Origin of the sequence: Streptomyces sp. NPDC126510, assembly GCF_040302345.1 — a bacterium.
GTDB lineage: Bacteria > Actinomycetota > Actinomycetes > Streptomycetales > Streptomycetaceae > Streptomyces.
The window spans coordinates 1-24,865 of record NZ_JBEORR010000010.1 but is presented as its reverse complement, the minus strand read 5'-3'; the positions used below and the strand labels follow the sequence as shown (position 1 = coordinate 24,865).

General features: G+C 68.2%; 27 protein-coding genes and 1 pseudogene. 14 read left to right on the top strand and 14 right to left on the bottom strand.

The window, feature by feature from the left end; all coding sequences use genetic code 11:
• Positions 1-455: 455 nt before the first annotated feature.
• Both ABTX60_RS15815 and ABTX60_RS15810 read right to left on the bottom strand, forming a co-directional pair.
• Positions 456-2,756 (bottom strand): FdhF/YdeP family oxidoreductase, encoded by a 2,301-nt coding sequence (locus ABTX60_RS15815; RefSeq protein WP_352097614.1) that lies wholly within the window; start codon positions 2,754-2,756, stop codon positions 456-458.
• Between the two features lie 36 nt (positions 2,757-2,792).
• Complete coding sequence (locus tag ABTX60_RS15810; protein WP_352097613.1) at positions 2,793-3,413, bottom strand: SRPBCC family protein; 621 nt, start codon at positions 3,411-3,413, stop codon at positions 2,793-2,795.
• A gap of 239 nt (positions 3,414-3,652) precedes the next feature.
• Between ABTX60_RS15810 and ABTX60_RS15805 the strand changes: the two genes are divergently transcribed.
• On the top strand, positions 3,653-3,895 hold the full coding sequence (locus tag ABTX60_RS15805; RefSeq protein WP_352097612.1) for a DUF5302 domain-containing protein: 243 nt from the start codon (positions 3,653-3,655) through the stop codon (positions 3,893-3,895).
• A 203-nt stretch (positions 3,896-4,098) separates the two neighbouring features.
• Here the strand turns inward: ABTX60_RS15805 and ABTX60_RS15800 are convergent, their stop codons facing one another.
• Positions 4,099-4,596: a peptidylprolyl isomerase gene (locus tag ABTX60_RS15800; RefSeq protein ID WP_352097611.1), complete on the bottom strand. Its 498-nt coding sequence runs from the start codon at positions 4,594-4,596 to the stop codon at positions 4,099-4,101.
• A gap of 353 nt (positions 4,597-4,949) precedes the next feature.
• Entirely contained in the window at positions 4,950-5,387 is a 438-nt protein-coding gene (locus tag ABTX60_RS15795) for a hypothetical protein (protein ID WP_352097610.1), read from the bottom strand.
• 84 nt (positions 5,388-5,471) lie between these two features.
• Between ABTX60_RS15795 and ABTX60_RS15790 the strand changes: the two genes are divergently transcribed.
• A complete protein-coding gene (locus ABTX60_RS15790) occupies positions 5,472-6,176 on the top strand; it encodes a helix-turn-helix transcriptional regulator (protein ID WP_352097609.1) in 705 nt (234 codons plus the stop codon).
• A 248-nt stretch (positions 6,177-6,424) separates the two neighbouring features.
• Entirely contained in the window at positions 6,425-6,874 is a 450-nt protein-coding gene (locus ABTX60_RS15785; RefSeq protein ID WP_352097608.1) for a VOC family protein, read from the top strand.
• Between the two features lie 441 nt (positions 6,875-7,315).
• On the opposite strand, the gene ABTX60_RS15780 is transcribed toward ABTX60_RS15785, so the two are convergent.
• Together ABTX60_RS15780 and ABTX60_RS15775 are read right to left on the bottom strand one after the other, a co-directional pair.
• A complete protein-coding gene (locus ABTX60_RS15780; protein ID WP_352097607.1) occupies positions 7,316-7,510 on the bottom strand; it encodes a double zinc ribbon domain-containing protein in 195 nt (64 codons plus the stop codon).
• A gap of 189 nt (positions 7,511-7,699) precedes the next feature.
• Positions 7,700-8,827 (bottom strand): PP2C family protein-serine/threonine phosphatase, encoded by a 1,128-nt coding sequence (locus ABTX60_RS15775; RefSeq protein ID WP_502992327.1) that lies wholly within the window; start codon positions 8,825-8,827, stop codon positions 7,700-7,702.
• A 189-nt stretch (positions 8,828-9,016) separates the two neighbouring features.
• Here ABTX60_RS15775 and ABTX60_RS15770 point away from each other — a divergent pair, with 189 nt between their 5' ends.
• Positions 9,017-11,686, top strand: a complete 2,670-nt coding sequence (locus ABTX60_RS15770) for a SpoIIE family protein phosphatase (RefSeq protein WP_352097606.1) — start codon at positions 9,017-9,019, stop codon at positions 11,684-11,686.
• A gap of 208 nt (positions 11,687-11,894) precedes the next feature.
• On the opposite strand, the gene ABTX60_RS15765 is transcribed toward ABTX60_RS15770, so the two are convergent.
• Positions 11,895-12,065: a hypothetical protein gene (locus ABTX60_RS15765; protein WP_031106884.1), complete on the bottom strand. Its 171-nt coding sequence runs from the start codon at positions 12,063-12,065 to the stop codon at positions 11,895-11,897.
• A gap of 5 nt (positions 12,066-12,070) precedes the next feature.
• Positions 12,071-12,262: a hypothetical protein gene (locus tag ABTX60_RS15760; RefSeq protein WP_352097605.1), complete on the bottom strand. Its 192-nt coding sequence runs from the start codon at positions 12,260-12,262 to the stop codon at positions 12,071-12,073.
• A 62-nt stretch (positions 12,263-12,324) separates the two neighbouring features.
• Between ABTX60_RS15760 and ABTX60_RS15755 the strand changes: the two genes are divergently transcribed.
• The 4 genes and pseudogenes from ABTX60_RS15755 to ABTX60_RS15740 all read left to right on the top strand — a co-directional run.
• Positions 12,325-12,930, top strand: a complete 606-nt coding sequence (locus tag ABTX60_RS15755) for a dihydrofolate reductase family protein (RefSeq protein WP_352097604.1) — start codon at positions 12,325-12,327, stop codon at positions 12,928-12,930.
• 271 nt (positions 12,931-13,201) lie between these two features.
• Positions 13,202-14,071 carry an alpha/beta fold hydrolase gene (locus tag ABTX60_RS15750; protein ID WP_352097603.1) on the top strand — a complete coding sequence of 290 codons (870 nt, stop codon included), beginning with the start codon at positions 13,202-13,204 and terminating at the stop codon, positions 14,069-14,071.
• Between the two features lie 143 nt (positions 14,072-14,214).
• Entirely contained in the window at positions 14,215-14,739 is a 525-nt protein-coding gene (locus ABTX60_RS15745; RefSeq protein ID WP_352097602.1) for a hypothetical protein, read from the top strand.
• 72 nt (positions 14,740-14,811) lie between these two features.
• A pseudogene (locus tag ABTX60_RS15740) lies at positions 14,812-15,139 on the top strand (transposase family protein); the annotation flags it as partial.
• Positions 15,140-15,167: 28 nt separating this feature from the next.
• Here ABTX60_RS15740 and ABTX60_RS15735 read toward each other — a convergent pair.
• Entirely contained in the window at positions 15,168-15,614 is a 447-nt protein-coding gene (locus ABTX60_RS15735) for a CbrC family protein (protein WP_352097601.1), read from the bottom strand.
• Positions 15,615-15,935: 321 nt separating this feature from the next.
• On the opposite strand from ABTX60_RS15735, the gene ABTX60_RS15730 reads away from it, so the two are divergent.
• Positions 15,936-17,687: a DUF6528 family protein gene (locus ABTX60_RS15730; RefSeq protein ID WP_352097600.1), complete on the top strand. Its 1,752-nt coding sequence runs from the start codon at positions 15,936-15,938 to the stop codon at positions 17,685-17,687.
• A gap of 68 nt (positions 17,688-17,755) precedes the next feature.
• Positions 17,756-17,911 carry a hypothetical protein gene (locus ABTX60_RS15725; RefSeq protein WP_352097599.1) on the top strand — a complete coding sequence of 52 codons (156 nt, stop codon included), beginning with the start codon at positions 17,756-17,758 and terminating at the stop codon, positions 17,909-17,911.
• Between the two features lie 53 nt (positions 17,912-17,964).
• Here the strand turns inward: ABTX60_RS15725 and ABTX60_RS15720 are convergent, their stop codons facing one another.
• Positions 17,965-18,645: an SMI1/KNR4 family protein gene (locus ABTX60_RS15720; protein WP_352097598.1), complete on the bottom strand. Its 681-nt coding sequence runs from the start codon at positions 18,643-18,645 to the stop codon at positions 17,965-17,967.
• A 107-nt stretch (positions 18,646-18,752) separates the two neighbouring features.
• On the opposite strand from ABTX60_RS15720, the gene ABTX60_RS15715 reads away from it, so the two are divergent.
• On the top strand, positions 18,753-19,571 hold the full coding sequence (locus ABTX60_RS15715) for an SAM-dependent methyltransferase (protein ID WP_352097597.1): 819 nt from the start codon (positions 18,753-18,755) through the stop codon (positions 19,569-19,571).
• A gap of 296 nt (positions 19,572-19,867) precedes the next feature.
• Here the strand turns inward: ABTX60_RS15715 and ABTX60_RS15710 are convergent, their stop codons facing one another.
• Together ABTX60_RS15710 and ABTX60_RS15705 are read right to left on the bottom strand one after the other, a co-directional pair.
• The gene (locus ABTX60_RS15710; RefSeq protein ID WP_352097596.1) at positions 19,868-20,281 is read right to left on the bottom strand and encodes a VOC family protein; all 414 of its coding nucleotides are present in this window, start codon (positions 20,279-20,281) and stop codon (positions 19,868-19,870) included.
• On the bottom strand, positions 20,278-20,862 hold the full coding sequence (locus ABTX60_RS15705; RefSeq protein ID WP_352097855.1) for a dihydrofolate reductase family protein: 585 nt from the start codon (positions 20,860-20,862) through the stop codon (positions 20,278-20,280). The genes ABTX60_RS15710 and ABTX60_RS15705 overlap by 4 nt, the downstream gene beginning before the upstream one ends.
• A 174-nt stretch (positions 20,863-21,036) precedes the next feature.
• Between ABTX60_RS15705 and ABTX60_RS15700 the strand changes: the two genes are divergently transcribed.
• Positions 21,037-21,174: a hypothetical protein gene (locus ABTX60_RS15700; protein WP_352097595.1), complete on the top strand. Its 138-nt coding sequence runs from the start codon at positions 21,037-21,039 to the stop codon at positions 21,172-21,174.
• 602 nt (positions 21,175-21,776) lie between these two features.
• On the opposite strand, the gene ABTX60_RS15695 is transcribed toward ABTX60_RS15700, so the two are convergent.
• Entirely contained in the window at positions 21,777-22,220 is a 444-nt protein-coding gene (locus ABTX60_RS15695; RefSeq protein WP_352097594.1) for a hypothetical protein, read from the bottom strand.
• A 594-nt stretch (positions 22,221-22,814) separates the two neighbouring features.
• Here ABTX60_RS15695 and ABTX60_RS15690 point away from each other — a divergent pair.
• Both ABTX60_RS15690 and ABTX60_RS15685 read left to right on the top strand, forming a co-directional pair.
• A complete protein-coding gene (locus ABTX60_RS15690; protein WP_502992336.1) occupies positions 22,815-23,276 on the top strand; it encodes an ATP-binding protein in 462 nt (153 codons plus the stop codon).
• A gap of 139 nt (positions 23,277-23,415) precedes the next feature.
• A complete protein-coding gene (locus tag ABTX60_RS15685) occupies positions 23,416-23,772 on the top strand; it encodes an ANTAR domain-containing protein (protein WP_352097593.1) in 357 nt (118 codons plus the stop codon).
• A 472-nt stretch (positions 23,773-24,244) separates the two neighbouring features.
• Here the strand turns inward: ABTX60_RS15685 and ABTX60_RS15680 are convergent, their stop codons facing one another.
• On the bottom strand, positions 24,245-24,736 hold the full coding sequence (locus ABTX60_RS15680; RefSeq protein WP_352097592.1) for an NUDIX hydrolase: 492 nt from the start codon (positions 24,734-24,736) through the stop codon (positions 24,245-24,247).
• Between the last annotated feature and the right edge of the window lie 129 nt (positions 24,737-24,865).

Below are 24,865 nucleotides of genomic sequence, written 5' to 3'. Positions count from 1 at the left end.
ACTGCGGGCAATCCGGGCGCGGCTCGGCGGAAGGGGGACGTCGTGGAGATCGCATTCGTGCTGGTGGGCGTACTGACAGTCGTCACTGTGGTGACCTGGATGGTGCGCCGGGCATGGCGTCGTGCTTGGGACGATCTGGCCGTGCGCGCTAACGTGCACGGATCTGGCGCCGGGCCAGGCTGGGCAACCTGGCCGACCAGCACCGGAACGCACAGCACAACGACGCCGCACGATGCCTGCAGCCCGGTCGACCACTCATCGTGGTGGGTGGCAGGCGCGAGCGAAGGCACGTCGAGTGGCTGCTCCAGCGGTGATTCCTCATCGTGCGGAAGCAGTTCGTCGTCCTGTGGCAGCAGTTCGTCCTCGTGCGGGAGCAGCTCATCGTCGTGCGGGAGCAGTTCGTCGTCCTGCAGCAGTTCCTGCTGAGCGAACCGTGATCCTCGTCGACCGGGGCGTCACACCCCCCGGTCGACGGCGGGTTCGAGGCGTACGACGATGCCCTTGGACGTGGGCTGGTTGCTGATGTCGGCGACGCTGTCCAGCGGCACCAGGACGTTCGTCTCCGGATAGTAGGCGGCGGCCGAGCCCTTGGCCGCCGGGTAGGGCACGACCTCGAAGTCCTCGGCCCGGCGTTCGGAGCCGTCCGCCCAAACGCTCACCAGGTCGACGCGATCACCCTGGGCGAGACCGAGTTCGGTCAGGTCGGCCGGGTTGACGAGCACCACGTGACGGCTGCCGCGGATTCCGCGGTAGCGGTCGTTGTTGGTGTAAGGGACGGTGTTCCACTGGTCGTGCGAGCGCAGCGTCTGCAGCAGCAGGTGCCCCTCGGGTGCCCGGGGGACCACGCGCTCGTTGCGGGTGAACAGCGCCTTGCCGACCTTGTTGTTGAAGACGCCTTCGTTGACCGGGTTGGGCAGTTGGAAGCCCCCGGGGCGGGTCACCCGTGCGTTGAAGTCATGGAAGCCCGGCACGATGCGGGAGATGCGGTCGCGGATGGTGCCGTAGTCGCCCTCGAACGTGTCCCAGGGGATGTCCGCCTTGCCGTCCAGGGTGTGGCGGGCGAGCCGGCACAGGATGGCGACCTCGCTGAGCAACAGCCGGGAGGCCGGTTCGAGGCGACCCTGAGAGGTGTGTACCTCGCTCATGGAGTTCTCGACCGTGACGAACTGCTCGCCGTCGGCTTGGACGTCACGCTCGGTGCGCCCCAGGGTCGGCAGGATCAGCGCGGTGTCGCCGCAGACGGTGTGCGAGCGGTTGAGCTTGGTGGAGATATGGGCGGTCAGACGGCACGAGCGCATCGCCTCCTCGGTGACCTCACTGTCGGGAGCGGCGCGTACGAAGTTGCCGGCCAGGGCGAGGAAGACCTTGACGCGGCCCTCGCGCATCGCTTTGATCGAGTTCACCGAGTCCAGGCCGTGCGGACGCGGCGGGTCGAAGCCGAACTCGTCCTGCAGCGCGTCGAGGAAGGTGTCCGGCATCTGCTCCCAGATGCCCATGGTGCGGTCGCCCTGGACGTTGCTGTGGCCGCGCACCGGGCAGGCGCCGGTTCCGGCGCGCCCCAGGTTGCCGCGCAGCATCAGGAAGTTGACGATCTCCCGGATGGTGGGCACACCGTGCTTGTGCTGGGTGATGCCCATCGCCCAGCAGACGATGACCCGTTCGCTGCTCAGGACCTCGTCGCGGACCCTCTCGATCTCTTCGCGCGTCAGTCCGGTCGCCGTGTGCACGTCGTCCCAGTCGACGGCGCGGGAGTGCTGGGCGAACTCCTCGAAACCGGTGGTGTGCGCGTCGATGAAGTCGTGGTCCAGGACGGTGCCGGGCCGGGCGTCCTCCGCCTCCAGCAGCAGACCGTTGAGGGCCTGGAACAGGGCGAGGTCACCGCCGGGCTTGATGTGCAGGAAACGGTCGGCGATCTGAGTGCCACGTCCGACGACCCCGCTTGGCTTCTGAGGGTTCTTGAAGCGCCGCAGCCCGGCCTCCGGCAGCGGGTTGACCGCCACGATCCGGCCCCCGCCCCGCTTGGCCTCCTCCAAGGCGCTGAGCTGCCGCGGGTGATTGGTGCCGGGATTCTGCCCTACCAGGAAGATCAGATCCGCGTGGTGAAGGTCCTCGAGGCTGACGGTGCCCTTGCCGGTGCCCAGGGTCTCGCTCAGGGCGAAGCCGCTGGACTCATGGCACATGTTGCTGCAGTCGGGCAGGTTGTTGGTGCCGAAGGCGCGGGCGAAGAGCTGCAGGACGAAGGCGGCCTCGTTGCTGGCGCGGCCCGAGGTGTAGAAGACGGCCTCGTCGGGGGAGGCCAGCGCCTTCAGTTCCTGCGCGAGGACGCTCAGGGCGTCGTTCCAGCCGATGGGCTCGTAGTGCTCGGAGCCCGGCCGCTTGATCATCGGCTCGGTGAGCCTGCCCTGCTGGTTGAGCCACATGTCGGAGCGTGCGGCGAGGTCGGCGACGCTGTGCTCACGGAAGAAGTCGGCGGTGATCCGGCGCGTGGTGGCCTCGTCATTGATGTGCTTTGCGCCGTTCTCGCAGTACTCGTTGCGATGGCGCCGGCCCGGGGCCGGGTCCGCCCACGCGCAGCCGGGGCAGTCGATCCCGCCCACCTGGTTCATGGCCAGCAGATCCACCCCGGTCCTGCGTGGGGAGGTCTGCTCCAAGGAGTACTCCAACGCGTGCACGACCGCGGGGACTCCGGCTGCCCACTTCTTCGGCGGTGTCACGGAGAGGGTGGTCTCCGGCTCCCCGCCGGGCGGGTTCTGCATCGGTTCGCCTTTCTCTTGCCGTGTCCGTCACGCGGGTCAGCCGACGGGCCACTGGGCCACGCGGCTCCTGGGCGGTTCCGGGTGATCGTGCTGCACGCGGCCGTTGCGGATGGTGCCGCGCCAGGCCCCGCCCTCCTGCCCCAGTCCCTCGATGAACTGCTTGAAGTTCACGAGCTCTCCCTGCACCAGACGGGCGGTCAGCCGGGCGGCCCGGGACGAGCGGGCCAGGATCCTCGCGACTCCCCGCGGTTCCAGAAGCAGCCGGACGGTGATCGCGGTACCGCCGGAGTCTGTCGACCGGAACTCGATCTCGCCCTGGTGGGAGGGGCTTTGACCCAGACCGCGCCAGGCCAGGTAGGCGTCGGGGTCCTGCTCCACGATCTCGACCGCGAAGCGGTGGCGCAGGGGTCCGTAGCCGATGGTCCAGGCGGTCACCGTGGGCCTGACCTGCTCGACGCCGTGCACCACCGTCGAGAAGCGCGGGAAGGTCTTGAACTGCGTCCACTGGTTGTACGCCGTCCGCACCGGCACCGCGACCTCGACCGTCTCTTCGACGTGCCGCTCTCCCAAGGGACGACGGCGCCTTGTGCCGCCGCCGTCGGTGCGCATCGCCGGCGTGCTCGTCACAGCCTGCCCGATGTCGTCTTCGTGCGCCATCGTGGTCTCTTTCCCGGTGAAGGGACCGGCGTCCGTCCGGGCATCCGGCCTGCCCTCATGCGTCAGGGCTGCTCTTCCGGTTCCCACATCGACCACTTCGAGTCACGCCGATGTCCGGCCCACCCCGGCAGCACCCCTCCGGTCATCCCGTTCCCGACCCGTACCCGGGTGGTCCTCGCCTCATGCGGTGCCCGGCATGACAAGCTGTGCTCTCCAACGCCCGAGCCCAGGAGGTCACCATGGCCGCAGAGTCTCCAACACCGGAAGGTCCGGAGCCGGCTGACGCCGAGAGCCCTGCCCTCACGCCCGATGCTGACGGTCAATACGATCTGAAGCGCAAGTTCCGGGAGGCTTTGGCCCGCAAGCGCGGGCTGCAGGCGGATGCCGCAGACCCCACCGTGAATCCGCACGGGTCGAAGATCCGCGGCGCGCACGGCCCGGCTTCCCACCAGCGGTCGTTCCGGCGCAAGAGCGGCGGCTGAGCCGAGAACGGCCGCTGGGGGCGAGCCGGCAGGACGGGGCCCGGCCACCACGCTGATGAGGTGGGCTGCGCCCGTGGCATTACGCCGCCGGTATCCGGTTTCCCGGGCGAGCCCGGACCGATCGGATGAGGCGAGGTGGGTGTCGGGAACCGTCTGTCCCGACACCCACGAATCTCAGCTACCGCCCCACTCGCGGCGTACGGTCAGAGAGCGCCGCAGTCGGCGATGGTGATGGTGGCCGAGGTACGGCCGGACCGTGAGCCGTAGCTCTCGATCTTCCGCACGAGTTCCATGCTGCTCTCGTCGGCGACCTCACCGAACACCACGTGCTTGCCGTCCAGCCACGACGTCACGATCGTGGTGATGAAGAACTGCGAGCCGTTCGTGTTCGGGCCGGCGTTGGCCATGGAGAGCTGGCCCGGCTTGGTGTGCTTGAGCGTGAAGTTCTCGTCGGCGAACTTCTCACCGTAGATGCTCTTGCCGCCGGTACCGTCGCCGCGGGTGAAGTCGCCGCCCTGGAGCATGAACTCCGGGATGACGCGGTGGAAGGACGACCCCTTGTAGCCGAAGCCCTTCTCGCCGGTCGCCAGCGCGCGGAAGTTCTCCACGGTCTTGGGGGCGACGTCGTCGAACAGGTCGAAGTTGATCCGGCCGGCGGGGACGTCGTCGATGGTGATGTCAAAAAATACCTTGATGGTCATGTTTCCATCTTGACACCTGGCGCTCTCCGGCCGGGCCCGGGCCCCCTGGACGTAGCCCCGAAGCGCGAGGACGCAGTGCTCGACCCGGATCTGCTTGCCGAACAGCTGTCAGGTGGCTACTGGCGAGTCGCTCCCGGCCGGGTCATTAAGGCAGACGGCTACGCCCTCGGCGCCCTGGCCGGTCCAGCTTCACATCCATGATCTTCCATCCTCGCTTCGCCTCGGCTCATCCCTCCGCTTGCTGCCCTGACTGTCGCGGGCCCGGGCATGGGCACGGGCCGCCCTCACACCCAGCGGGTGAGCCGTTGGAGGGGCCCACCCGCCTCGTCACCTCCTGTCGCTGCCGGCTGCTGTCAGTGAGACTGCCGCTTGCCCTGGTAGCTCTGGGCGAGCCGGGCGAGGGCCACCGCGCCGAGCAACAGGCCGAAGTCGCGCAGCGCGATGTCGTAGTAATCGGGGATGGTCGACAGGTTGACGATGATCCCGGCGAGCCATCCGGCCACCAGCCAGCCGCCGAAGCGCGGGGCGAGCGCGACGACCAGGCCCGCGACGATCTCGATCACTCCGACCGCGTACATGGCCGCCTGGGCGCTGCCCGGAACGATGTCGTTGATCCACGGGGCGAGGTAGGTGGGCCAGTCCACGAGCAGGTTGGCGAACTTGTCCAGCCCGAACAGGATCGGCGCCACGGTGAACCCGGCGCGCAGGATGACGAACGCCTGGTAGCCGGGATCGCTGAGCGTGGGCCGCCGGGAGGCGGCGGTTGTGGTGGTTGTGGTTGCGGACGACATGACGCCCTTCCTTCTATCGGCAACTCTCATTAACGATAGAAGCGCGGAAAACTTCTTTAGTCAATCGCTGTTGGTTTTACACTGGTGTTCGTGGACCCCTCGAAGGAAGTAGCCCGCCCTGACGTCTCCGCCGTCGCCGCTCTCGACGAGCCGACCCGCAGGAGGCTCTACGACCACGTCGTGCGCCAGCCGGAACCGGTCAGCCGCGACGACGCCGCCGAGGCCCTCGGGCTTGCCCGGCAGACCGCGGCCTTCCACTTGGACCGGCTGGCCGACGAGTCACTGCTCGACGTCGTCTACGAGCGGCGCAGCGGACGCACCGGACCCGGAGCGGGCCGGCCCGCGAAGCTCTACAAGCGCTCAGCCAAGCAGGTCACCGTCAGCCTCCCGGAGCGGCACTACGAGCTGGCCGGACGGCTCCTGGCCCAGGCGCTGGAGGAATCCGAGGCCACAGGTGAACCGGTCCGCTCGGTCCTGCACCGAAAGGCACACGGAGTGGGCGCACAGCTCGCCGGACCGGGCAGGACGGATGTGTTCGCCGTGCTGGAAGTGAACGGCTTCGAACCCCGCCGTGAGGGTGATGCCATCGTCCTGGGCAACTGCCCCTTCCACACCCTCGCCCGCGAACACACCCAGACGGTGTGCGGCATGAACCTGCATTTGCTCCGCGGCCTGCTGGAGGGGCTCACGGAAAGCGGCCTCCAGGCATGCCTGGCGCCCCGCCCCGGCCACTGCTGCGTCCGCCTGGAGCCGGCTTCCCCACCGCCCACCAGCGTGCGCCCGACCTGAGGCGTGACACCGCCGCCGGTTCCCGACAACGGCATCCCGGCGATGCCAAAAGCAACAGATGCAACGTCCGCAACATGAAAGCTGTACGCCTGCTTCGTCCACTACTCCAAGTTCTGCCCCCTGCGGACCGAGGCGGCCGGGCCCGGCGACTTGATGCCGAGGCCGGGGTCGAGCGCCGTGCGTCGTTCGCCGCGGGAGTTCTGCCGAGTGGGTCGTTCGGGCGGGGCCGGGCCGGGCACCTGGAGTCCATGACCGACGACGCGCGCCGCATCCGGCTGGTGCAGACCGTGCTCGACAGCACCGACGCCCGCAAACTCGCCGAGTTCTACCGGTCCTTGGTGGGGCTCGAATACGCGGAGGGGGACGAGCCGCCTCCGCCCGGACGGCCGGACGAGCACGGCAGGGACTGGCTCGTCCTGCGCAATCCCGGCGGTGGACCGCAACTCGCCTTCCAGCAAGTGGAGCGCCTGCGCGAACCGGACTGGCCCGACGGCCCGGTGCCCCAGCAGATGCACCTCGATCTGAGCGTCGCCTCGCTGGAGGAACTGCGCAACCAGCACGAGCGCGTGCTCAGCCTCGGCGGCAGCCTGCTCAGCAACCGGGACCGGCCGGATCCCGACGACGAGGAGCGCTTCCGCGTATACCGGGATCCCGAGGGCCACCCGTTCTGCATCTTCGTCGCGGAGCGGGACGAGTAGCCCTGCATGAGCACGGGCCGGCAACGGCGGGCGGGCAGCCCCTGCGGGCGAAGGCCGTCAGGGGTCCGCCCAGCAGGGGCTGCCCGCCCGGCGGCGCACGGCTATCCGGTGCCCATGACGATGGGACACCTGCTCGCGATCACGACCGGCCTCCGCGCATACCGCCGAGTACCTGCTGCAGTCGATTGGACGCGACTTCCGCGTCCGCCTGGTGCTGACCGACCCTCCCACGTGGGAAGGGGCGTACGCGGCCGGCCGCACCGTCCAGTCGTCGTCAAACCGCGGACCCTCGCCGCAAGTGTCGGCGTGGTGCGGGCTGACTCTCCCACCGGCCTTGCGGTGGCCGTCGAGTTCACGGACGCGAGCGACGAGTGGGCGCCCGCCCCCTGCTTCGCCGAGACCCGGGTGGGGCCGACCAGCGGCCCGGTTCCCTTCGGCCCGTCACTCCTGCTCTTGCTGCCGAGCGCGTCCCTCGAAGTCCCGGCGCACTGCCGCACCTTCATCCTCGATCAGCCCTTCCCCAGCGGGAAAGTCCAGAACCGCCCCGCAGTGGCTGCACAGCTTCCCGTCTTCGGCGGGCGTGCCGCATGCCTTGCAGAACCGATTGCCCTTGTCGTTCTCGATCCCCTGCGTCATGACTCTCCGGAGCAGTTTGGAAGTGTCGGGTTCGGATGCCTGGTACCCATGCCGCCGGAGTCGATTCCGCGGTCGGCCGTGCTGCGAGCGCCCGAGCCGTCCTGACCTGGATCGTCGGCCGGCGGACCGCCCAGCCGCAGCCCTCGGTGCCGCCGGACGGCAGACGGGGGTGCTGGCGATGCAGACAGCTCAGCCCCCGGCGCCCGCCACTCCGCGATCTTGCTCAGCGGTGCGTCTCAGTGCGAGGGCCGCGATGTCGTCGTCGAGTCTTCCGCCGCTGTGCCGGAGCAGGTCCCGGTGCAGCTGGTCCAGCAGCTCGCGGGGGTGCTCCGGGTCGTGTCGGTGCATCCAGTCCGGCAGCGGGAAGAACCGGCCCGTGTGGTCCCGGGTCTCCGATACGCCGTCCGTGTAGAGCAGCAGCTGATCACCGGGGGCGAAGGAGACGATGTCGACCCGGTAGCGGTCACCGATGAGCGCCGCGAGGTTGAGGGGCGGGGAGGGGGTGGTGGGCTCCAGGACCCGGACTTTCCCGTAGTGCGCGATCAGCGGCGGGGGATGCCCGCAGTTGAGGATTCGTAGTCGGCTGCCGTCGTGCGGGATCTCGGCGAGGAGGGCGGTGGCGAAGTGCTCGGGCTGGTCCTGGGCGGGGAAGGCGGCGCTGTGGCGGATGACGGTGGTTTCCAGGCGGTGGACGATGCCCTGCAGATCGGGCTCGTCGTAGGCGGCTTCCCTGAAGCAGCTGATCACCGCCGAGGCCGCCCCCACGGCGGACAGACCCTTGCCCCGTACGTCACCGATGAGGAGCCGCACCCCGTGCGGTGTACCGATCACCTCGTAGAAGTCACCGCCGATCCGCGCTTCTTCCTGAGCTGCCAGATACAGCGACTCGATCTCGACGCCCTCGATGCGGTGCGGCAGCGGGCGCAGCAGCACCTTCTGGGCCGCGTCGGCGACGAGCCGGACCTGGAAGAGCGTCTCCTCCCGCTGAAGTCGGACATGACTGCCGTACGCGGCCGCCAAGGTGACCGCGATGATCGCGGCCGACGTGTACGGCGTCCCCAAGTCGGTGTGGAAGAAGCTGAGGACGATCATGAGCAGGAGACAGATCGCCCCCAGCGCCAACGTGGGGAGCACGGGCCACATCGCGGCCGCAAGGGCGGGCGCGACGGGCAGAAGGCGGCTGAAGGCGATATCCCTGGGGGTGGAGAACGCCAGGGCGGCGATGAGAAGGGTCAGGACCAAGGGCGCCAGCCGGGCAGCTTCCCATCGGCCGCTGTAGGCGGGGCGACGGCGCCACGGCCGTGCAGACGTGATCACAAAAGCATCTTATCGGTCTAATTGGACACGGGGCGCGGAAGGATCATGCGCGCACCAGCATGCGCGACGAAGGGCCGGGTTCCGAGGTGCGAGCCAACGCGGCACACGGCCGCACAGGCGCCCCATGTCAGCGGGACAGGGGTGGGGCGCGCCCTGGCCACTTGGGATCACCGGTGTTAAAAAGGTCGCATGGCGAGTCTTTTCGCCCGTTTTCGACAGCTGTCGGTCAAGCGTCTGATCAGCAAGAGCACGCGGACTGTAGCCGGGCAGGTGCTGGTTTTCCAGGTGGCTCTGGTAGTGCTGCTCGTAGCCTGCGGCGTCCTCGCTCTCATCCTGCAGTCGGAGCGGGACAGCAGTGCCGAGGCCAGGCGCCGCTCCACGGCCGTGGCACAGACCTTCGCGCACTCGCCGGGCGTCCTGGCGGCATTGCAGACCCCCGATCCCAGCAAGATTCTCCAGCCGCTCACCGAGGCGGCACGCCGGGCCGCCGACGTCGACTTCATCGTGGTCATGGACACCACGGGCATCCGCTACACGCATCCCTTGCCGGACCGGATCGGAAAGCGGTTCGTGGGCGAGATCCGGCCGTCGCTGGCAGGCAAGGTCTACGTGGAGAGCGTCGACGGCCCGCTCGGTCGCGAAGTGCAGGCCACGGTTCCGGTCAAGGATGCCGGCAGCGATGTGGTGGCTCTCGTCTCGGCGGGGATGAAGGTCAAGAACGTCGAAAGCCAGTTGAACCAACAACTTCCCATCATCCTGGGCGCGGGGGCCGGAGCGCTCGCGTTGTCGGCCGGCGTGACGGCACTGGTGGGCAGGCGGCTGCGACGGCAGACACACAGCCTGGCCCCGGACGAGATGGCCCTGATGTACGAGCACCACGACACAGTGCTCCACTCCGTACGGGAAGGGGTGCTGATCGTCGCCGCCGACGGGCGGCTGATGCTGGCGAACGATGAAGCCAGACGACTGCTGGAGCTGCCACCGGACATCGAGGGGCGGTTCGTCTCGGACCTGCCGGGCCTCGATCCCGAGACGAAGGCGCTGCTCGCCTCCGGGCGCGAGGCGACCGACGAGGTGTACCTCGCGGGGGAGCGGCTGATCGCGGTCAACCAGCGGCCCACCGGCCGTGAGGGAGGACCCAGGGAAACGGTGGTGACACTACGCGACTCCACCGAGCTGCAGGCGGTGACGGGCAGGGCGGAGGTGGCACGGGAGCGGCTCAGGCTGCTGTACGACGCCGGACTCCACATCGGCACCACCCTGGACGTGCTGCGCACCGCCGACGAACTGGCGCGAGTCCCCATCCCCCGCTTCGCGGACTTCGTCACCGTGGACCTGGCCGACGCCGTCCTCCACGGTGACGAGCCGGCCCCGACGGGGACGGCCATGCGACGCGCGGCCGTGTCCGGCATCGTCGACGACCATCCGCTCATCGAACAGGGACGGCTCTTCGACTACGTCCCCGCGACGCCCCAGGCACGCGGCTACGGCAGCGGCCGCTCCCAGCTGGTGAGCGATCTGCCGAACGCCACGAGCTGGCGCGTGCAGGACCCGGAGCGGGCCAGGGCGGTCATCGACTACGGCATCCACTCCCTCATCACCGCGCCCATCCAGGCCCGCGGCGTCGTACTGGGCATGGCCAGCTTCTGGCGCGCACAGCAGCATGAGCGCTTCAACGAGGAGGATGTGTCGCTGGCGGAGGAGTTGGTGGCCCGGGCCGCGATCAGCATCGACAACGCACGCCGTTACACCCGCGAGCACACCCTGGCGGTCACCCTCCAGCGCAGCCTGCTGCCGCAGGCCATGCCCGAGCAGAACGCCCTCGACATCGCCTACCGCTACCTTCCCGCCCAGTCGGGCGTGGGCGGCGACTGGTTCGACGTGATCCCCATGCCGGGCAGCCGGGTGGCCCTGGCCGTCGGCGATGTGGTCGGCCACGGCCTCCACGCCGCCGCCACGATGGGACGGCTGCGTACGGCGGTGCACAACTTCTCCGCCCTCGACCTGCCCCCCGACGAGCTGCTGAGCCATCTGGACGACCTGGTCGGAAGCATCGACCAGAGCGAGACGGTGGAGAGCGCGGCGGGCGTCGTGGGCGCCACCTGCCTGTACGGGATCTACGACCCCGTGACACGCCGCTACGTCATGGCGCGGGCGGGGCATCTGGCGCCCGCGCTGGTCCGGCCGGACGGGACCGTCACCTTCCCGGACGTGCCCGCCGGCCCACCGCTGGGCCTCGGCGGCATGCCGTTCCAGACCGCGGAGCTGTGCCTCGCCGAGGGAACCCAGCTCGTCCTGTACACCGACGGCCTCATCGAAGACCGCAGGCGCGACCTCGACGTGGGAATGGAGCTGCTGCGCGAGGCGCTCACCGGCAACCCCGGCCGGCCACCCGAGGAGACCTGTCAGGACGTGCTGGACAGCGTGCTTCCCGGGCGTCCCAAGGACGACGTCGCCCTGCTCGTCGCGCGCACGCGGCAACTGCCGCCCGACCGGGTCGCCGACTGGGACGTCCCCCCGGACCCTGCCGCCGTCGCGGGAATGCGCGACGCCGTGTCCCGAAAGCTCGAAGCGTGGGACCTGTCGGAACTCGGCTTCACCATGGAGCTCATCCTCAGCGAGCTCATCACCAACGCCATCCGCTACGGCTCCGGGCCGATCCACGTGCGGCTGATCCGCGACCGCGCGTTGATCTGCGAGGTCGCCGACGGCAGCAGCACCTCACCCCATCTGCGCTACGCCGCGACGACGGACGAGGGCGGCCGGGGCCTGTTCCTGGTGTCGCAGATGGCCGAGCGCTGGGGCACCCGGTACAGCCCGCAAGGCAAGGTGATCTGGGCCGAACAGGCCCTGCCGTAGGCCGTGTCAGACCGAACGATCACGAAGGCCGCGACGTCGAAGGCGGCCCGGGCGGCCAGTGACGCATACGCCCTGTCGGCCAACGGACTCGAGTCTGCGCCAGGGCCGGCCCGCCGGACAGGCAGGGACAGATGAGATGCCATGGCCCTGACATGCCTGCGGGCCCCGAGTGTTCTCGGGGCCCGCAGGCTGACTGCTGCTGGGTGGGTCACCAGCGATACCAGCGGCCCTTGCGTCCGCCCGTGTCCGCACTGCGCAGCACGAAGCCCAGCAGCCAGACGACCAGCACGATGACAGCGATCCACCACAGTGCCTTCAGCGCGAAGCCCGCGCCGAAGAGGATCAGAGCCAGAAGCAGGACGAGAAGCAGGGGAACCATAGATATCAACCTCCGTCGCTCCTCTTGCCCGGCGATTCGAAGAACACGCAGCAGATCTGCCTGGTTTCTTCACCGCTCTTGCGGGAACTGGTTTCCGTTTCGTCACCGGCCGCGGCGTTCACGCCCGGCACGTCGGCGCTCGGACGGTGGACCGGGCTCACGCGCGCCGATTCCAAGATGACTGATGCCTGTGCCACGCCATCGACGCGATGAGTTTCTGGCGGGTGTGCGGTCTACCTGTAGACGAAGGGAGCGCACCATGCGCGAAATCATCGTTTGCACGTTCCTGACACTGGACGGCGTCATGCAGGCGCCGGGCGGTCCGGACGAGGATGCTGAGAGCGGCTTCGAGCACGGCGGCTGGCAGAAGCCGGTGGCAGACGACGAGGTCGGTGCGGCCATCGCCGGTTGGTACGAGCACTCCGACGCGATGCTGCTCGGCCGTAAGACGTACGAGATCTTCGCGTCGTACTGGCCGACCGCCGATCCCGACAACCCGTTCACCCACCGGATGAACAGCATGCACAAGTACGTGGCTTCCCGGACCCTGACGTCCGTCGAGTGGCAGAACTCCACACTGCTGGAGGGCGACATCGTCGAAGCCGTACGCGAGCTGAAGGCGTCCGACGGCGGCAGCATCAACGTCGTCGGCAGCGGCGACCTCGCCCAGACCCTCATGCGGCACGGCCTCGTCGACGAGTACCGGCTGACCATCCATCCGGTGATCATCGGCACCGGCAAGCGGCTGTTCGCCGGGGGAGCGGTCCCCACCGCACTGGAGCCGGTCAGCCTCTCGACGACGAAGGGCGGCACCACCGTCGGCATCTACCGGCCGAACGGTGAGCCCGGATACGACAGCTACTAGGTGTGCTGTCCCGGGACACTGGTGACAGCCTGATGGGCGGACAGGTAGTCGCCCTCCGGCGCTCTTCGCGCCCAAGTCGGCCGACACTCGGGACAGTTGTGTTCACGGCCTCCGCGGGGGTAACAGGAAAGCCTTGCCGGCTTGGCACTCGCCGACGAGCGGGGCAGCTTGCGCAGCCTGTTGACCCGGCAGTGCGTGTGGACGAGTGAGGGCTTGTCCGGGGCCGATAGGTGCCCGGCGCGGTGTACCGACGAGGCGGGAGGTCCGAGTCTTGTTCGAGGGCTTTGAGACGAAGCAGGTTCAAGTCGGTGAAGCATCGATCTTCGTTCGCTACGGCGGGGAAGGACCGCCGGTGGTGCTGCTGCACGGCCACCCCCGGACATCTGCGACCTGGCATCGCGTCGCCCCGCTCCTCGTCCGCCACGGCTTCACCGTGGTATGTCCCGACCTGCGGGGGTACGGCCGGTCCACAGGCCCGGAACCTACCGCGGACCACGCGGCACACTCCAAGCGGGCCGTCGCCGGTGACGTGGTCGAGGTGATGCGTTCCCTGGGTCACGCCCGCTTCGCGCTCGCCGGGCACGACCGCGGAGGCGCTGTCGCGCTGCGTCTCGCACTCGACCACCCCGGCGCGGTCTCGCAGGTGGCGCTGATCGACTGTCTGCCCCTCACCGAGCACCTCTCGCGCCTCACGACCGAGTTCGCCACCCAGTGGTGGCACTGGTTCTTCTTCGCCCAGCCGGACATCCCCGAGCGGGTCATCAACGCCGATCCGGACAGCTGGTACCGCGGCGATCCGCACAGCATGGGCCAGGAGAACCACGACGAGTTCCGCGCAGCCACGAGGAACCCCGACGTGGTGCGGGCCATGCTGGAGGACTACCGGGCCGGCCTCACCATCGACCGGCGGCACGAAGAGGACGACCGCGCCGCCGGGGCACGGATCCAGTGCCCGGCACTCATCCTCTGGTCGCTCCGCGACGACCTCGAGGACCTGTACGGGGACCCGGTGAGGATCTGGCGCCAGTGGGCACCGGACGTACGAGGCCACGGCATCGATGCCGGGCACCACGTGGCAGAAGAGGCTCCACAAGCACTCGCCTCTTCCCTCGCGCCGTTCTTCGCCACAGGGCACGAGTAAGACCTTCCGGGGCCGTTTCCCCCGGAGGAACACCCGCGCCTTCTTGTGAATCTTGCGGGTTGGCGCACGTCCCACGAGACGGGCACTGAGGGCTGCGAGAAAACTAGCTCGGCCTGGTGTGGTCCGGAGGGCAAGATGGTCGGATGGCCCTTCTCCGGTGGGACGACCAGGTCGCGTGGCTGCTCGATCCAACTGATGGGGGCTGTCTCCCCGACGTGTTCGTCGAGGAGACGACAGCGGCGGACTGGCAGGTCGTGCTCGATCTGATCGAGGAACAGGGCTGGGTCTTCGAGTACGCCGAGGGCGACGCGGTGTTGCCGCTGCCTCGAGCCGAAGCCGTGCTGTCTCGCCCGGCTGGCGCCGAGTGCCCAAGCCTGAAGGTGTGGCCGGGCCTCGCAGTCTGTGCGATCTTTCGCTTCCTCGGGGAAGAGCAGATCGATTTCGACGTAGACCTTCGGGAGCTCCAGGGGCAGGAGCGGCTGGATGTTCTGTGTGGGTTCCTGACTGCGATCGGGCGACGGCTGGGCAAGTCGGTCATGCTCCTCCCTGAGGGTGGCGGGACGGATCCGCTGCTCGGGTTCGACATTGCCGCCGACCGGGTCAGGGTGATGTGGACCCAGCCGGACAAGCGAGCCGGGGAGCCAGAGGGGCGGGCCGTTTCCCTCTGAGTCACCGGATCACTGGTCGGGTCATGCTGTCAACGACGCGCAGGGGGAGCGGATATAGCCCTTGTTGCAGCGGTGCTGGCTGCGATCGTTTTCGGGGCCACGTCGGGCTGCACCTGGCAGCAGTGGCCGTCCGCCTCGTTCGGGCCGTCGGGAGCGCCAGTTCACCGGCGCTTTGCGGAGTGTTCAAAGGCCAGGATGTGGGCGAAGCTTCACCGCCTGGTCCTCGACGAGCTCGGTGCCCGCGGCGACCTGGACTGGGCGGACCGGTCTGCCCCTGTCCGTCGGCGTCTCCGGCGCGCACACGCACGACAGCCCGGCCCTCATCCCGCTGGTACAGGGAATACCGCCGGTCCGGCCCCGGCACCGCTGGACCATCGAACGCACTATGGCCTGGCTCGCTACCGACGACTCGCCCAAGCAGACGGCTTTCAGGACGCGTCGGCATAGGCGAGATGGGCGCCGCAGACGGTGCATCGGAAGAGCATGGCGGTCGCCCCCTCGCCCAGGTGGGTCAGGAAGTGCTGAAGCCGGTTTTCGTCGTGCCAGCCGTCGAGGCGCATGTCGGCCCGCAGCTGGTCGAGGGCTTCGGGACGCGCCGCCAGCTCGGTGTACCCGACTTCGCCCACGAAGGCGGCCGCGTCCTGGCAGTGGACGAGCCAGTGCGGGTCCTGCGAGGCGTGGAAGCCAGGAGTGCGGCGGGTGGCCTCATGCAAGACATCCTCGCTGACACCGGCAAGCCCGTAGGAGTCACTGAATTCACCCGCGAACGTCTCGGCGTCCGCGCGGATGGACCCGCTTGCGATGGGGTCCGGGTGATAGCTGAAGAACGGGGCCGGAACCCGCCGAACCCGCTGACCCCCGCCCTGGCGCAGCACGCGCCACCGACCGACCGTTCCCTCGCCACCGAGCCGGCGCGACGTCGCGGGGCAGTGGTTCCGAACGCAGTTCCAGTGTCTCCGGTCGATCCGGCTGTAGAGTCATGATCGCATTGAAATAGAACACCCACCCGAATCGGTGAGGTGGGCCCGCTCCGGCGGGATGCGAGCATGAGGGGGGAACGAATGTCTCGGCACCTGGCGAGGATCTTCAGACGTAAGGTCTTCGTTGCGTCGGGCGGTCTGGCCCTGGCGGTCTCTCTGTTGACGCCGGTCTCTTCCGCACAACGGCCTGAGCAGACGCAGCCGACGATACAGCCGGTGGCAGCGACAGCGACGGGCGCGGTCTCACCGTTCGCCCAGAGTGGCCCGCGCAACATGATCAAGCGGCTCCAGGACACGTACATCAGCAACACGGACACCGCCGACCACTCGCAGGAACGCCTGCTGCACATAGGCACACCGAACGGTGGCGCGACCAAGTACCGCAGCTTCCTGAAGTTCGACGTCTCCCGCCTCACCGGCGCGAACATCAAGAGGGCGTCCCTGCGGATGTACAACTCGTTCGTGGCAGTGCAGGACTGCAACCAGAACCCGTGGTTCGGTGTGTACCGCGTGGCCGAGGCATGGGACCAGCAGACGATCACCTGGGCGAACCAGCCCCCGGTCGGTGAAGGTGTCGGCAAGTGGTTCGGTGTCGGACACCCCACCTGCGAGGACCAGCCCGACAAGTACCTGCCGGACGAGTCCTCGGGCATCCTGCGGATCGACATCACCGACATGGTCACGGCCTGGACCCGGCCGGGCACGACGACGCCCAATCACGGCATCAGGCTCAGCAGCAACGAGGGAGCACCCCACCCGACGACCGGCGCCACCGGGTACAAGGACTTCTGCTCCATGAACCCGACGACCCCGGACAAGGACAGGGCGTGCACGAAGGCCTACTTCGCGCCCACCCTGGAGGTCGAGTTCAACGAGGGGTCCACTCCGTTGATCGCGGGCAACGAGTACGGCCCGCCCTACGCCGGCGGCTATCCCGTGGCGACCGAGGCGCTGGAGTTCCTGGACTCCAACAAGCCCTCTGTGTGGCCGGCTTCGAAGCCGTACCAGCGGTGGCTCCCCGACGCCTACCACGCGGTGGAGGACACGTCCCTGAACGGCGCCGCCTGGAAGGGAGGAACCTCGCACAAGCTCCGGCCCGGCGGTGTCTACGGCGACCAAGTGCTGGTCACGGGAGACGGCACCAGCGGTTTCATCGGTGTCATCCCCTACCCGGCCCTTTCCGGATACCACTGGGCCATCAACGTCAAGAGCTCGGGCGAACCAGGGGATTTGCACGGCGTGGAAGTCCTTCCCGACGGGGGAGTTGTGGCCGCGTTCGCCGGAGGCAATGGCTTCCCCGGCAAGATCGAGCTGTACACCAGAGCGCAGGGTACGCCGGGCAACTGGAGCGGCACGCCGAAGCAGACGATCCCGCTGAACTCCGCACATGAGGTCGTGTACGACCCGAACGGCGGGTACGTTTGGGCCCTCGGCGGCCTGGAACTGGTCAGGTTCACGTACGACACCGGCACCAAGCAACTCACCGATCCCAAACATTTCGCCCTGCCCAAGCAGCCCGGCGGGGGTGGCGCCTGGGGCCATGACCTGACCCCTGTCCACGGAAACCCGGACCGCCTCTGGGTGGGCGCCAACGGCGGCGTCGCCCAGTTCTCCAAGAGCGGCACCGCCTCGTGCCACACGAACGACGACCCCACCAAGTGGCCCGCCACCACGCAGGTCGCGGAGATCGAGAACGGCTCCAACCGCTGGTGCACCGACTACGCCAACGAGCCGCTGGTCAACACGCGGATCATGCTCAACAGTGTCGGCAGCGACCCGGTGACGGGCCGGGTGGCTACGACCTGCGCCAAGGAATGCGGCCTGGCCAACCTCGGCGCGGACGGGAAGCCCACCTACACCACCAGCTGGATCGAGACCATTGACTCCACGAATGGTCTGAAGCAATACCGCTGGAGCGAGAACAGCAAGCACTACAAGGCGACTTGGGCGGTCGCCTCCTACAGGTAGCGAACGGTCAAAAGGCCCGGCGTGAACGACCAGCTCCTGCAGGACGATCACGCCGGGCCTTTCCCACAGTGTCCGCGGCCCGGCCCACAGACCCCGCCCAGGTCGGCCGACACGGCCTGGAGATCGTCAAAGCCGTCACCGAAGAGCTGCTCGTCGAGCAGGAGCCGGTCGGCGAACGCAGCACGGCCCGCGTCGTGCCGTCCGACACCGCCGCGCGCAGGTAGGGCCGCTCAGCCCGCTTACCCACTGCATTGCTCAACAGAACAGGGCGACGTGCTTACGGGGTCGACAGGGCTGTGCGCTCGGCTTTCTCCAGCCAGTCGGTGTACCAGCGGGCGAACCTCATCGGCTTGGCGTCGTCGTCGAGGAGCGGCGCGAGGTCGACGTCGTCCACTCGGCAGTCGGACCAGATCGTGCCGCGATGGCTGCCACTGATGACCAGCCACTCCCTCTGGGCGCAGCCCAGGTGGGAGATCACGATGGCGCCGACCGTGCGCTCCGGGGCGAACATGACGGCCTCCCACCGCTCGTCCCACGCCTCGATGACGATGTCGAAGTCCTCGATGTCGTCGAAGTCCTCTTCCTCGGGGCGTTGGGCAAGGAGGTCGTCGAGCACCTTCGGATCCGGGCCCTGGTCCGGAAACGGCTCGGCAAGCCTCGACAGGTCGGCCATGTCGGCGCCGTCGCCTTCCCAACGCCAGCGGCCTTGCACACGCCGGACCGGGAACAGGCCGTGCGCGGGGCCGGCGCCACCCGCGCCGACGTGGAGCAGGAAGGCTCGGTACTCCTCCGGTAGCCGCACGCCTGTCTGGGCCTCGAGTTCGGCAAGCTCGCCCCGGGTGAGCGGCTCCTCCACGACCCACTTGTGCCCCGACGCCCCGAACACCTTGCCGCCCCCAGGCCCTGCACCCGCCGCTTCCACCCGTTGACGTACGCCCGCCCACCACTGATCAATCATGCGCAGACCGTACGTGCAGCCACCGACACCTGGGTCGCGGGGCCACTGCTGCCGTCCTGCGAAGATGATGACGTCAAGGTGTCGTCGGCCGCGAGAAGATGGGCGCCATGACGGATGCAGGGTCCTCCATCGACCCCACCAAGCCCAGTATCGCCCGTGTCTACGACTACCTGCTCGGGGGCAAGGACAACTACGCCGTGGACCGGCAGGTTGGCGACGTGTTCAAACGCGACCTTCCTGGTTCGGTGGCCATTGCCTTCGCCAACCGCCAAGCCCTGACCCGTGCGGTCGAGGTGATCGCGACGACCACCGGCATACGGCAGTTCATCGACCTGGGGAGCGGTCTTCCGACCGCCGACAACGTCCACCAGGTTGCGCAACGGCACGCTCCGGACTCTCGTGTCGTCTACGTCGACATCGACCCCCAAGTACTGGTCCACGGCCGCGCACTGTTGGAGGAGAACGACCGGACCCGGGTCGTCCCCGTCGATGTACGCAACCCCGAAGGCGTCCGTGCGCATCCGGACACACTGGAACTGATCGACTTCGATCGTCCCGTCGCCGTCGTGTTCAGTGCCATCCTCCACCACGTCAACGACGAGGAAGACCCAGCCGGAATCGTCCGCTACTGGCGCGACCACGTTCCCTCGGGGAGCTACTTCTTTGTCAGCCACTTCCGTTCCGGCAACAACACAGAGACAGCCGAGGCCGAGAGAGTCCTCCAGGAGACTTTCGGCCGCGGGCGCTGGCGCACCGACGAGGAGATCGAAGCCCTGCTGCACGGCCTGGAGATCCTCGACCCCGGGATCGTCCCCGCGTCCCTGTGGCGTCCCGTCGTGGCCGACAGCCCCTGGAAGGGCGGCGGCGAACGAGCCCTCACCGTCTGGGAACGCCTCATCGCCGCCGGGCTGGCCCGGAAACCCTAGCCTTCGACGACCGAAGTGCCGGGCCGCCCACCCGGTTACCCGCCGCGCGTGGCCCGTCTTCTAGGGCCGTGGCCGTCAGCCCACAAGCCCCCAAGGGGGAAGAAGCTGCCCCTTGGCCCGGCATATGCGAATCGGGCAGCTCCAGGACGGCTCGGGCACGCAGGCTCCAGCGCTGATCCGGTCCTGCAACTGCCTTAGAGGTCGTCCCCGGCGCGACCCACGTCGTCGGCGCCCGGCCAACTTTTGAATGGGGTGGGATGACGCTGAGCGTCGCCGCCCCGCTCACCGTGACCACCTCAGGAGAAGTCAGCTGCGGTGATGCCGTCCGGATGCCCGAACGGCCACTCCACCAACTCGATCCGGTAACCGTCCGGGTCCGTGAGCCACGACGTCTTCGGGCCGTGAGGGCCGCCCGGATACTGGACAGGCTCCGGCTCCAGGCCGGCTTCGGCCAGCGCCTTCAGGGTGACAGCCAACGTGTCCACCTGGATCGCGAGGTGGTCGATTCCGCTGCCCACGTCGACCGGTCCGTCGGCGGGACGGTGGACCAGTTCGAGCGAAGCCGCCGGTTCGCCGGGGAACTTGAGGATCACGAGGCGACTCCCTTCGCCGACCTCGACCCTGCCCAGCTCGCCGTAGCCCAAGGCGGAGTAGAAACGGAGCGAGCGGTCCAGATCGGTGACGCGACAGGCGACGAAGAGGGTCTTCACGCGGCCTCCCGGGGTTGGTGCACCCGGTAGCGGAGGTGCGTGACGTCTCGGTCCTCGAGCCGTCGGACGAGGTCGAGTTCGATGTGATCACCGCCCAGGTGGTCGAACAGCCGTCGACCGCCCCCGAGGAGAACCTGGACCAGGTGGATCTCCATCTCGTCCATCTGCCCGGCTCGGAGAAGCGCTTGGGCGGCCCCCGCCCCGTGGACCATGACCGGCCGGTCCCCGGCGGCCGCGCGAGCCTGATGGGCGCAGTCCTCGACGTCGGTGACGAAACGCGCGTGGCCGGGTGGCACGTCCCCGTCATCCACGTGGTGGGTGAGGACGAAGATCGGCACGCCGTCGTGATGATCGCCCTGCCAACGCCCGGCGAGTTCGAAGGTCCGACGGCCAGAAATCACCGCGCCGGTCAACAGGGCCTCGCGGTAGACCTGGCCGCTCGGGCCGTCGGATCGCCGATCGTCGAGCCAGTCGAATAGCCGTCCTCCATTGCGTCCGAGTTCCTGACCTGGCCGATCGTCCGGCCCGGCGATGTAGCCGTCGAGCGACATCGACATGTAAAGCCGAATCGGATTGGGCATCCTGGCCTGCATCTCTCCTCCATGACACCGAGCCCGCCGCTTCCTGACCGGCCGACGGGGCGGGCCTGTCGCAGGGAAGACTCCAGGCAACCGGCAAACTCATCGGTCCGACGCGCCGACCCTGCTGCCCAGGGCGGCACGCGTGGGGGAGTTGCAGTCAGGATCTGCGGATGAATGGAGGGGCGTTCAGACTACGAGGCACTTGGGGCATTCGACGAGGCGACCGCGCGCGAATTCATCAGCAGGGCCATCGCCCTGTTCCCGCCGGGGCGCATCCAGCCGCCGGGCGGCATCGAAAACCCGGATGACTGAGGTCGAGAAACCCCGCCCGTAGCTGGATCGGACCGAGGTGGCACCACGCGGGGCGAAAGAAAGGTGCCGCCCTGCCGGACCGGCGCTCATGTAGCGGAGGTGTTGGTGTGGCGTTGACGGGCGAGCCATCGGCCGATGTCCTGACCGTGGATGGTGACGCCGGGAAAGACCTCTGTTTCCGCTTCGGCGCGCAGCATTTCGCGCACGGCGGTGTAGTGGCGTTGCCATTCGACCGGCCATGCCGGGTTCCAGTGTTCATCGACGGCTTCCAGCCCCCTTACCAGACCCTGTGGAACGGGCCGTGGGGGACTGGTGTGTGGATGGAGCTCTGCCCCACCTGCGACGCCGAGCGCCCCCCGCCGGCGTGCTCAGCGGGGCGTCTACTTGCCCGCCGACGCCGCCCGGCCTCACACCCCGCGGGCACGGCTGACGCCCATCAGAGGCGCCGAGCCGCCTGTGTCCGGCACGGGCCGTCGGCGCCCAGCCTCCTATCCTGCCCGGTCCACGCAGGCTCCGAGGACGGCCTTGATCCCTTGGGCCGGGGTGCGAGGAGGCGAGTCCGTATGGGCGGGATGCCAGGATGCGTCAGCGCGATTCAGTGGTCAGAAGTTGCCGTTGGAGAGCATCTCTCCGTTCTTGTCGTAGACGGTGACGAGCCCGTTGTCAGAGTCGTAGCAGGTTGCGAAGGCTGAGGCGATCAGCTTGCCGTCGGCTGCGTGGGGGCCTGTGATGCCGCCCGTGTAGTCGGTGAAGACCTCAGCTGAGTCCAGAATGTTGTTTTTCTCATCTGCTCCTGTGACTTTCGTGACGTGCTTGACGGCTGTCTGCTCCGTTGGTGTTCCCTTCTGGGTGACGCACTCTTTGAATATGTCGGCCTGGCTCCGCGTGGGCTCTTCCTTGTCGTTCTGGCTGTTCTCCGGCTGGGAGGATGAGGTGGCCTCAGTGCCGGGGACCTTATTGCTGGTGTCTTCTGAGCTGCCTCCGAGAGCCACAGCGATGCCGATGATGATCGCGACGATCAGGATTCCGAGGCAGCCGAATCCCACGGCCTTCCCGGTACTCCTCCTCTTCGGCGGTTGCGGTGGAGGGGCTCCCCAGGCCGGTTGCTGAGGGGGCGGCCCGTCTCCGGAATGTGGTGGCGTTCCCCAGCCGGGTGGTCGCTGCTCTGGATATTGAGGCTGGTTCATGACACACCCCTTGATGCTTCTCTAAGAGGAATGCATGCAGCCATTTTATGTAGAGAGGCCGCCTGGGCGCCGGGTCCTCTTGTGGGCCAGGTGGTCAGGCCGGTGGGCGGGCCCAGCGCTTTTCGCTGTGGGTGCCAGGCCCCCTGGAGAACCGCGCAGCTGAGGAGCCAGGGGCTGCTGGATGCCGCCGGCGTAATCAGATGGGGTCACTACGGCTACCGACGTGTCCCTGCGGGCGAATACCGGAACGGGAGCACCACGCGATGAAGACCGTGCTCGGCGGATCCGTCAGTGCACCGCAGGTAACTTTGCGTTACGGGTCCTTTGATGCCGCCATGACAGGCGCGTGGATCTGTCGATAGTCCGTGAAGATGGCGTGGGGCTGTGTTTGGGGGGTATCCGTGCGCCGTTGGACGGGTTGCTCAGGACGAGGGTGACGGTGTGGTGCCGGTGGTGCATGAAGATGAGGACCAGCCGCTGGTGGGCCGGCCGGTGCTGTCGGCTGTTGCTCTGGCGGGCGGGGAGCGGATCGCTGAGGCGCGGCATGCCGCGCGCGCTTTCATGACCGAGGTGCAGGCCGTTCACGGGATCCCGGTGTCGGACCGGGCCATGGGCCTGGTGGAACTGGTGGTCAGCGAGCTGGTGACCAACGCCCATAAGTACGCGCCGGGCCCGAGCCTGCTGGACTTGGAGGTCGTTGACGGCGCCGTGGAGATCAGCGTGTGGGACAGCGATCCGGCCTTGCCGGTACCCCAGGGCGCGGACGCGGGCCGGGTGGGCCAGCACGGTCTGGAGATCGTGATGGCGGTGTGCCGCAGCTTCGAAATCCGCCGCGAGCCGGTCGGCAAGCGGGTGAGGGCTGCGATCGTGCTGGCCGATGATCCCGGCGGCCATCCGGCAGGCCGCCTGCTGTGAGACGGCAGCCGTGGCCCGGCCGGCCGTGATCGGCGTGAGCCGGGCTGGCGGTGTGCCCGCGCCGATGTTGCCGGCCGGTGAAGAACACATGTCTTGGCGCCGCGGCCGAGGGCAGGCGTCTAAGGAGACCTTGTCCCCGATGGAGTTGGTGATGACGACCTCCGGCACACCGAGGCCCCTGTCCCAGAGCAGGAGTGACGCCTCGGCCACTCACCTCGAGCAGGAGAACGACCAGCTGCGCCAAGCGGTCGCCTCTCATGCGACGGTGGACCAGGCCATCGGCGTCCTTCTGGCGGTCCACCGCATCCCGCCGACGGCCGGTTTCGAGGTGCTGCGTGAGATTTCCCAGCAGACCAACATCAAGCTGCACTCCGTCGCCGAGACGGTGATCGGCTGGGCGCTGGGCGAACCACTGCCGGGGCTCGTGGGCAAGGCACTGGACGCGGCCGTGCAGCGACGCTCGAGCCGAGGCCACGGCTCAGGGCATGCCGGATAGCGCTAATACGGCCAGGGCCTGCTCAGTGTCGGAGTCGCAGAGGATGAGCGCATCGACTACAGGTGGACGGGTCGGGGTATGCCGCGGAGGGTCTGCTGACGTCGTCACGGACGCTGGCGTAGCTGTGCGGCGACGGCCTGCTCATCGTCCCAGTGGTTGGGGTTGCCGACGCGATCCCGGCTCTCACCTGACCTGCCGCCGAACCGGCATAGTCTGGCCGGTCGAGGAAATGGCGACCGCCTCAGCAGGCCGGATTCTCGTCCCTCACTGAAGATGGTTCCGGCAGCGTTGTGCCTGGGAGCGCAGGTCTGCGTGGTCTAGGCGGTCGGTCAGGCGTCGGAGGTCGCCCTGGGCCGTCGTCATCGAGAGAAGCGGTCTCGCCGCCGCAACGATCCGGCCCTGCTCCTCGGCAGAAGTCCCCCAGAAGCGCGGGGTGGTCGCTGCGCAGCCACACTGCCAGGGGATGGTGCGCTCAACTGCCGGCGTTGCGCTGCGCGGAGACGAGGTACCGGGCTGCGGGCTCGTCGGACACGGCAGCTGCGATGCGAGTGAGCATGCCGTCGGACAGGGGAGGCAAATCGTCCAGGGGGAACCAGTCGACGGCTGTGTTCTCACCGTCGGCAGGCAGCGGAGTACCGGACCGCCAAGCGAAACGGAACACCAGGTCGAGGTACTGCGTCTGGTCTCCGTTGTCGTAGACGACAGGATCCGTGACGTGAACCATCGCCAGCCGCTCCGGAACCGCGACGATGCCCGTCTCTTCAAGCACTTCCCGAGCCGCGGCATCCGCCGGTTGTTCTCCGGGGTCAATGATCCCCGTCACGGCTGTCCACTTACCGTTGTCCGCACGCTTTGCCAAGAGAACACGATCGCCCCTCAGAACGACAGCGGTCACCCCTGAGAGCCATAGTGGATCGCTTCCCACTTTCTCGCGCAACGCGAGGATGAAATCTGGTGTCGCCATCCAGCAAGCATAGGGAACCCCAAAACGACGTCTAAAAGAGCGTTTTGTCCCGGTGGGGTTGTTTCGTGGTGCTTTAGAGGTCACATTGGTCTGAGGTTGCTGAGTCGGAAGTAACTGATGAGAACGGCG

Bases quoted from the DNA above. Each gene is read 5' to 3' on its own strand.
- ABTX60_RS15765 (WP_031106884.1), bottom strand. From the start codon at position 12,065: ATGGTTCCCCTGCTTCTCGTCCTGCTTCTGGCTCTGATCCTCTTCGGC.
- ABTX60_RS15715 (WP_352097597.1), top strand. From the start codon at position 18,753: ATGACGGATGCAGGGTCCTCCATCGACCCCACCAAGCCCAGTATCGCC.
- ABTX60_RS15680 (WP_352097592.1), bottom strand. From the start codon at position 24,736: ATGGCGACACCAGATTTCATCCTCGCGTTGCGCGAGAAAGTGGGAAGC.
- ABTX60_RS15685 (WP_352097593.1), top strand. From the start codon at position 23,416: ATGGAGTTGGTGATGACGACCTCCGGCACACCGAGGCCCCTGTCCCAG.
- ABTX60_RS15770 (WP_352097606.1), top strand. From the start codon at position 9,017: ATGGCGAGTCTTTTCGCCCGTTTTCGACAGCTGTCGGTCAAGCGTCTG.
- ABTX60_RS15815 (WP_352097614.1), bottom strand. From the start codon at position 2,756: ATGCAGAACCCGCCCGGCGGGGAGCCGGAGACCACCCTCTCCGTGACA.
- ABTX60_RS15755 (WP_352097604.1), top strand. From the start codon at position 12,325: ATGCGCGAAATCATCGTTTGCACGTTCCTGACACTGGACGGCGTCATG.
- ABTX60_RS15745 (WP_352097602.1), top strand. From the start codon at position 14,215: ATGGCCCTTCTCCGGTGGGACGACCAGGTCGCGTGGCTGCTCGATCCA.
- ABTX60_RS15700 (WP_352097595.1), top strand. From the start codon at position 21,037: ATGGAGGGGCGTTCAGACTACGAGGCACTTGGGGCATTCGACGAGGCG.
- ABTX60_RS15720 (WP_352097598.1), bottom strand. From the start codon at position 18,645: ATGATTGATCAGTGGTGGGCGGGCGTACGTCAACGGGTGGAAGCGGCG.
- ABTX60_RS15705 (WP_352097855.1), bottom strand. From the start codon at position 20,862: ATGCCCAATCCGATTCGGCTTTACATGTCGATGTCGCTCGACGGCTAC.
- ABTX60_RS15805 (WP_352097612.1), top strand. From the start codon at position 3,653: ATGGCCGCAGAGTCTCCAACACCGGAAGGTCCGGAGCCGGCTGACGCC.
- ABTX60_RS15810 (WP_352097613.1), bottom strand. From the start codon at position 3,413: ATGGCGCACGAAGACGACATCGGGCAGGCTGTGACGAGCACGCCGGCG.
- ABTX60_RS15800 (WP_352097611.1), bottom strand. From the start codon at position 4,596: ATGACCATCAAGGTATTTTTTGACATCACCATCGACGACGTCCCCGCC.
- ABTX60_RS15780 (WP_352097607.1), bottom strand. From the start codon at position 7,510: ATGACGCAGGGGATCGAGAACGACAAGGGCAATCGGTTCTGCAAGGCA.
- ABTX60_RS15785 (WP_352097608.1), top strand. From the start codon at position 6,425: ATGACCGACGACGCGCGCCGCATCCGGCTGGTGCAGACCGTGCTCGAC.
- ABTX60_RS15795 (WP_352097610.1), bottom strand. From the start codon at position 5,387: ATGTCGTCCGCAACCACAACCACCACAACCGCCGCCTCCCGGCGGCCC.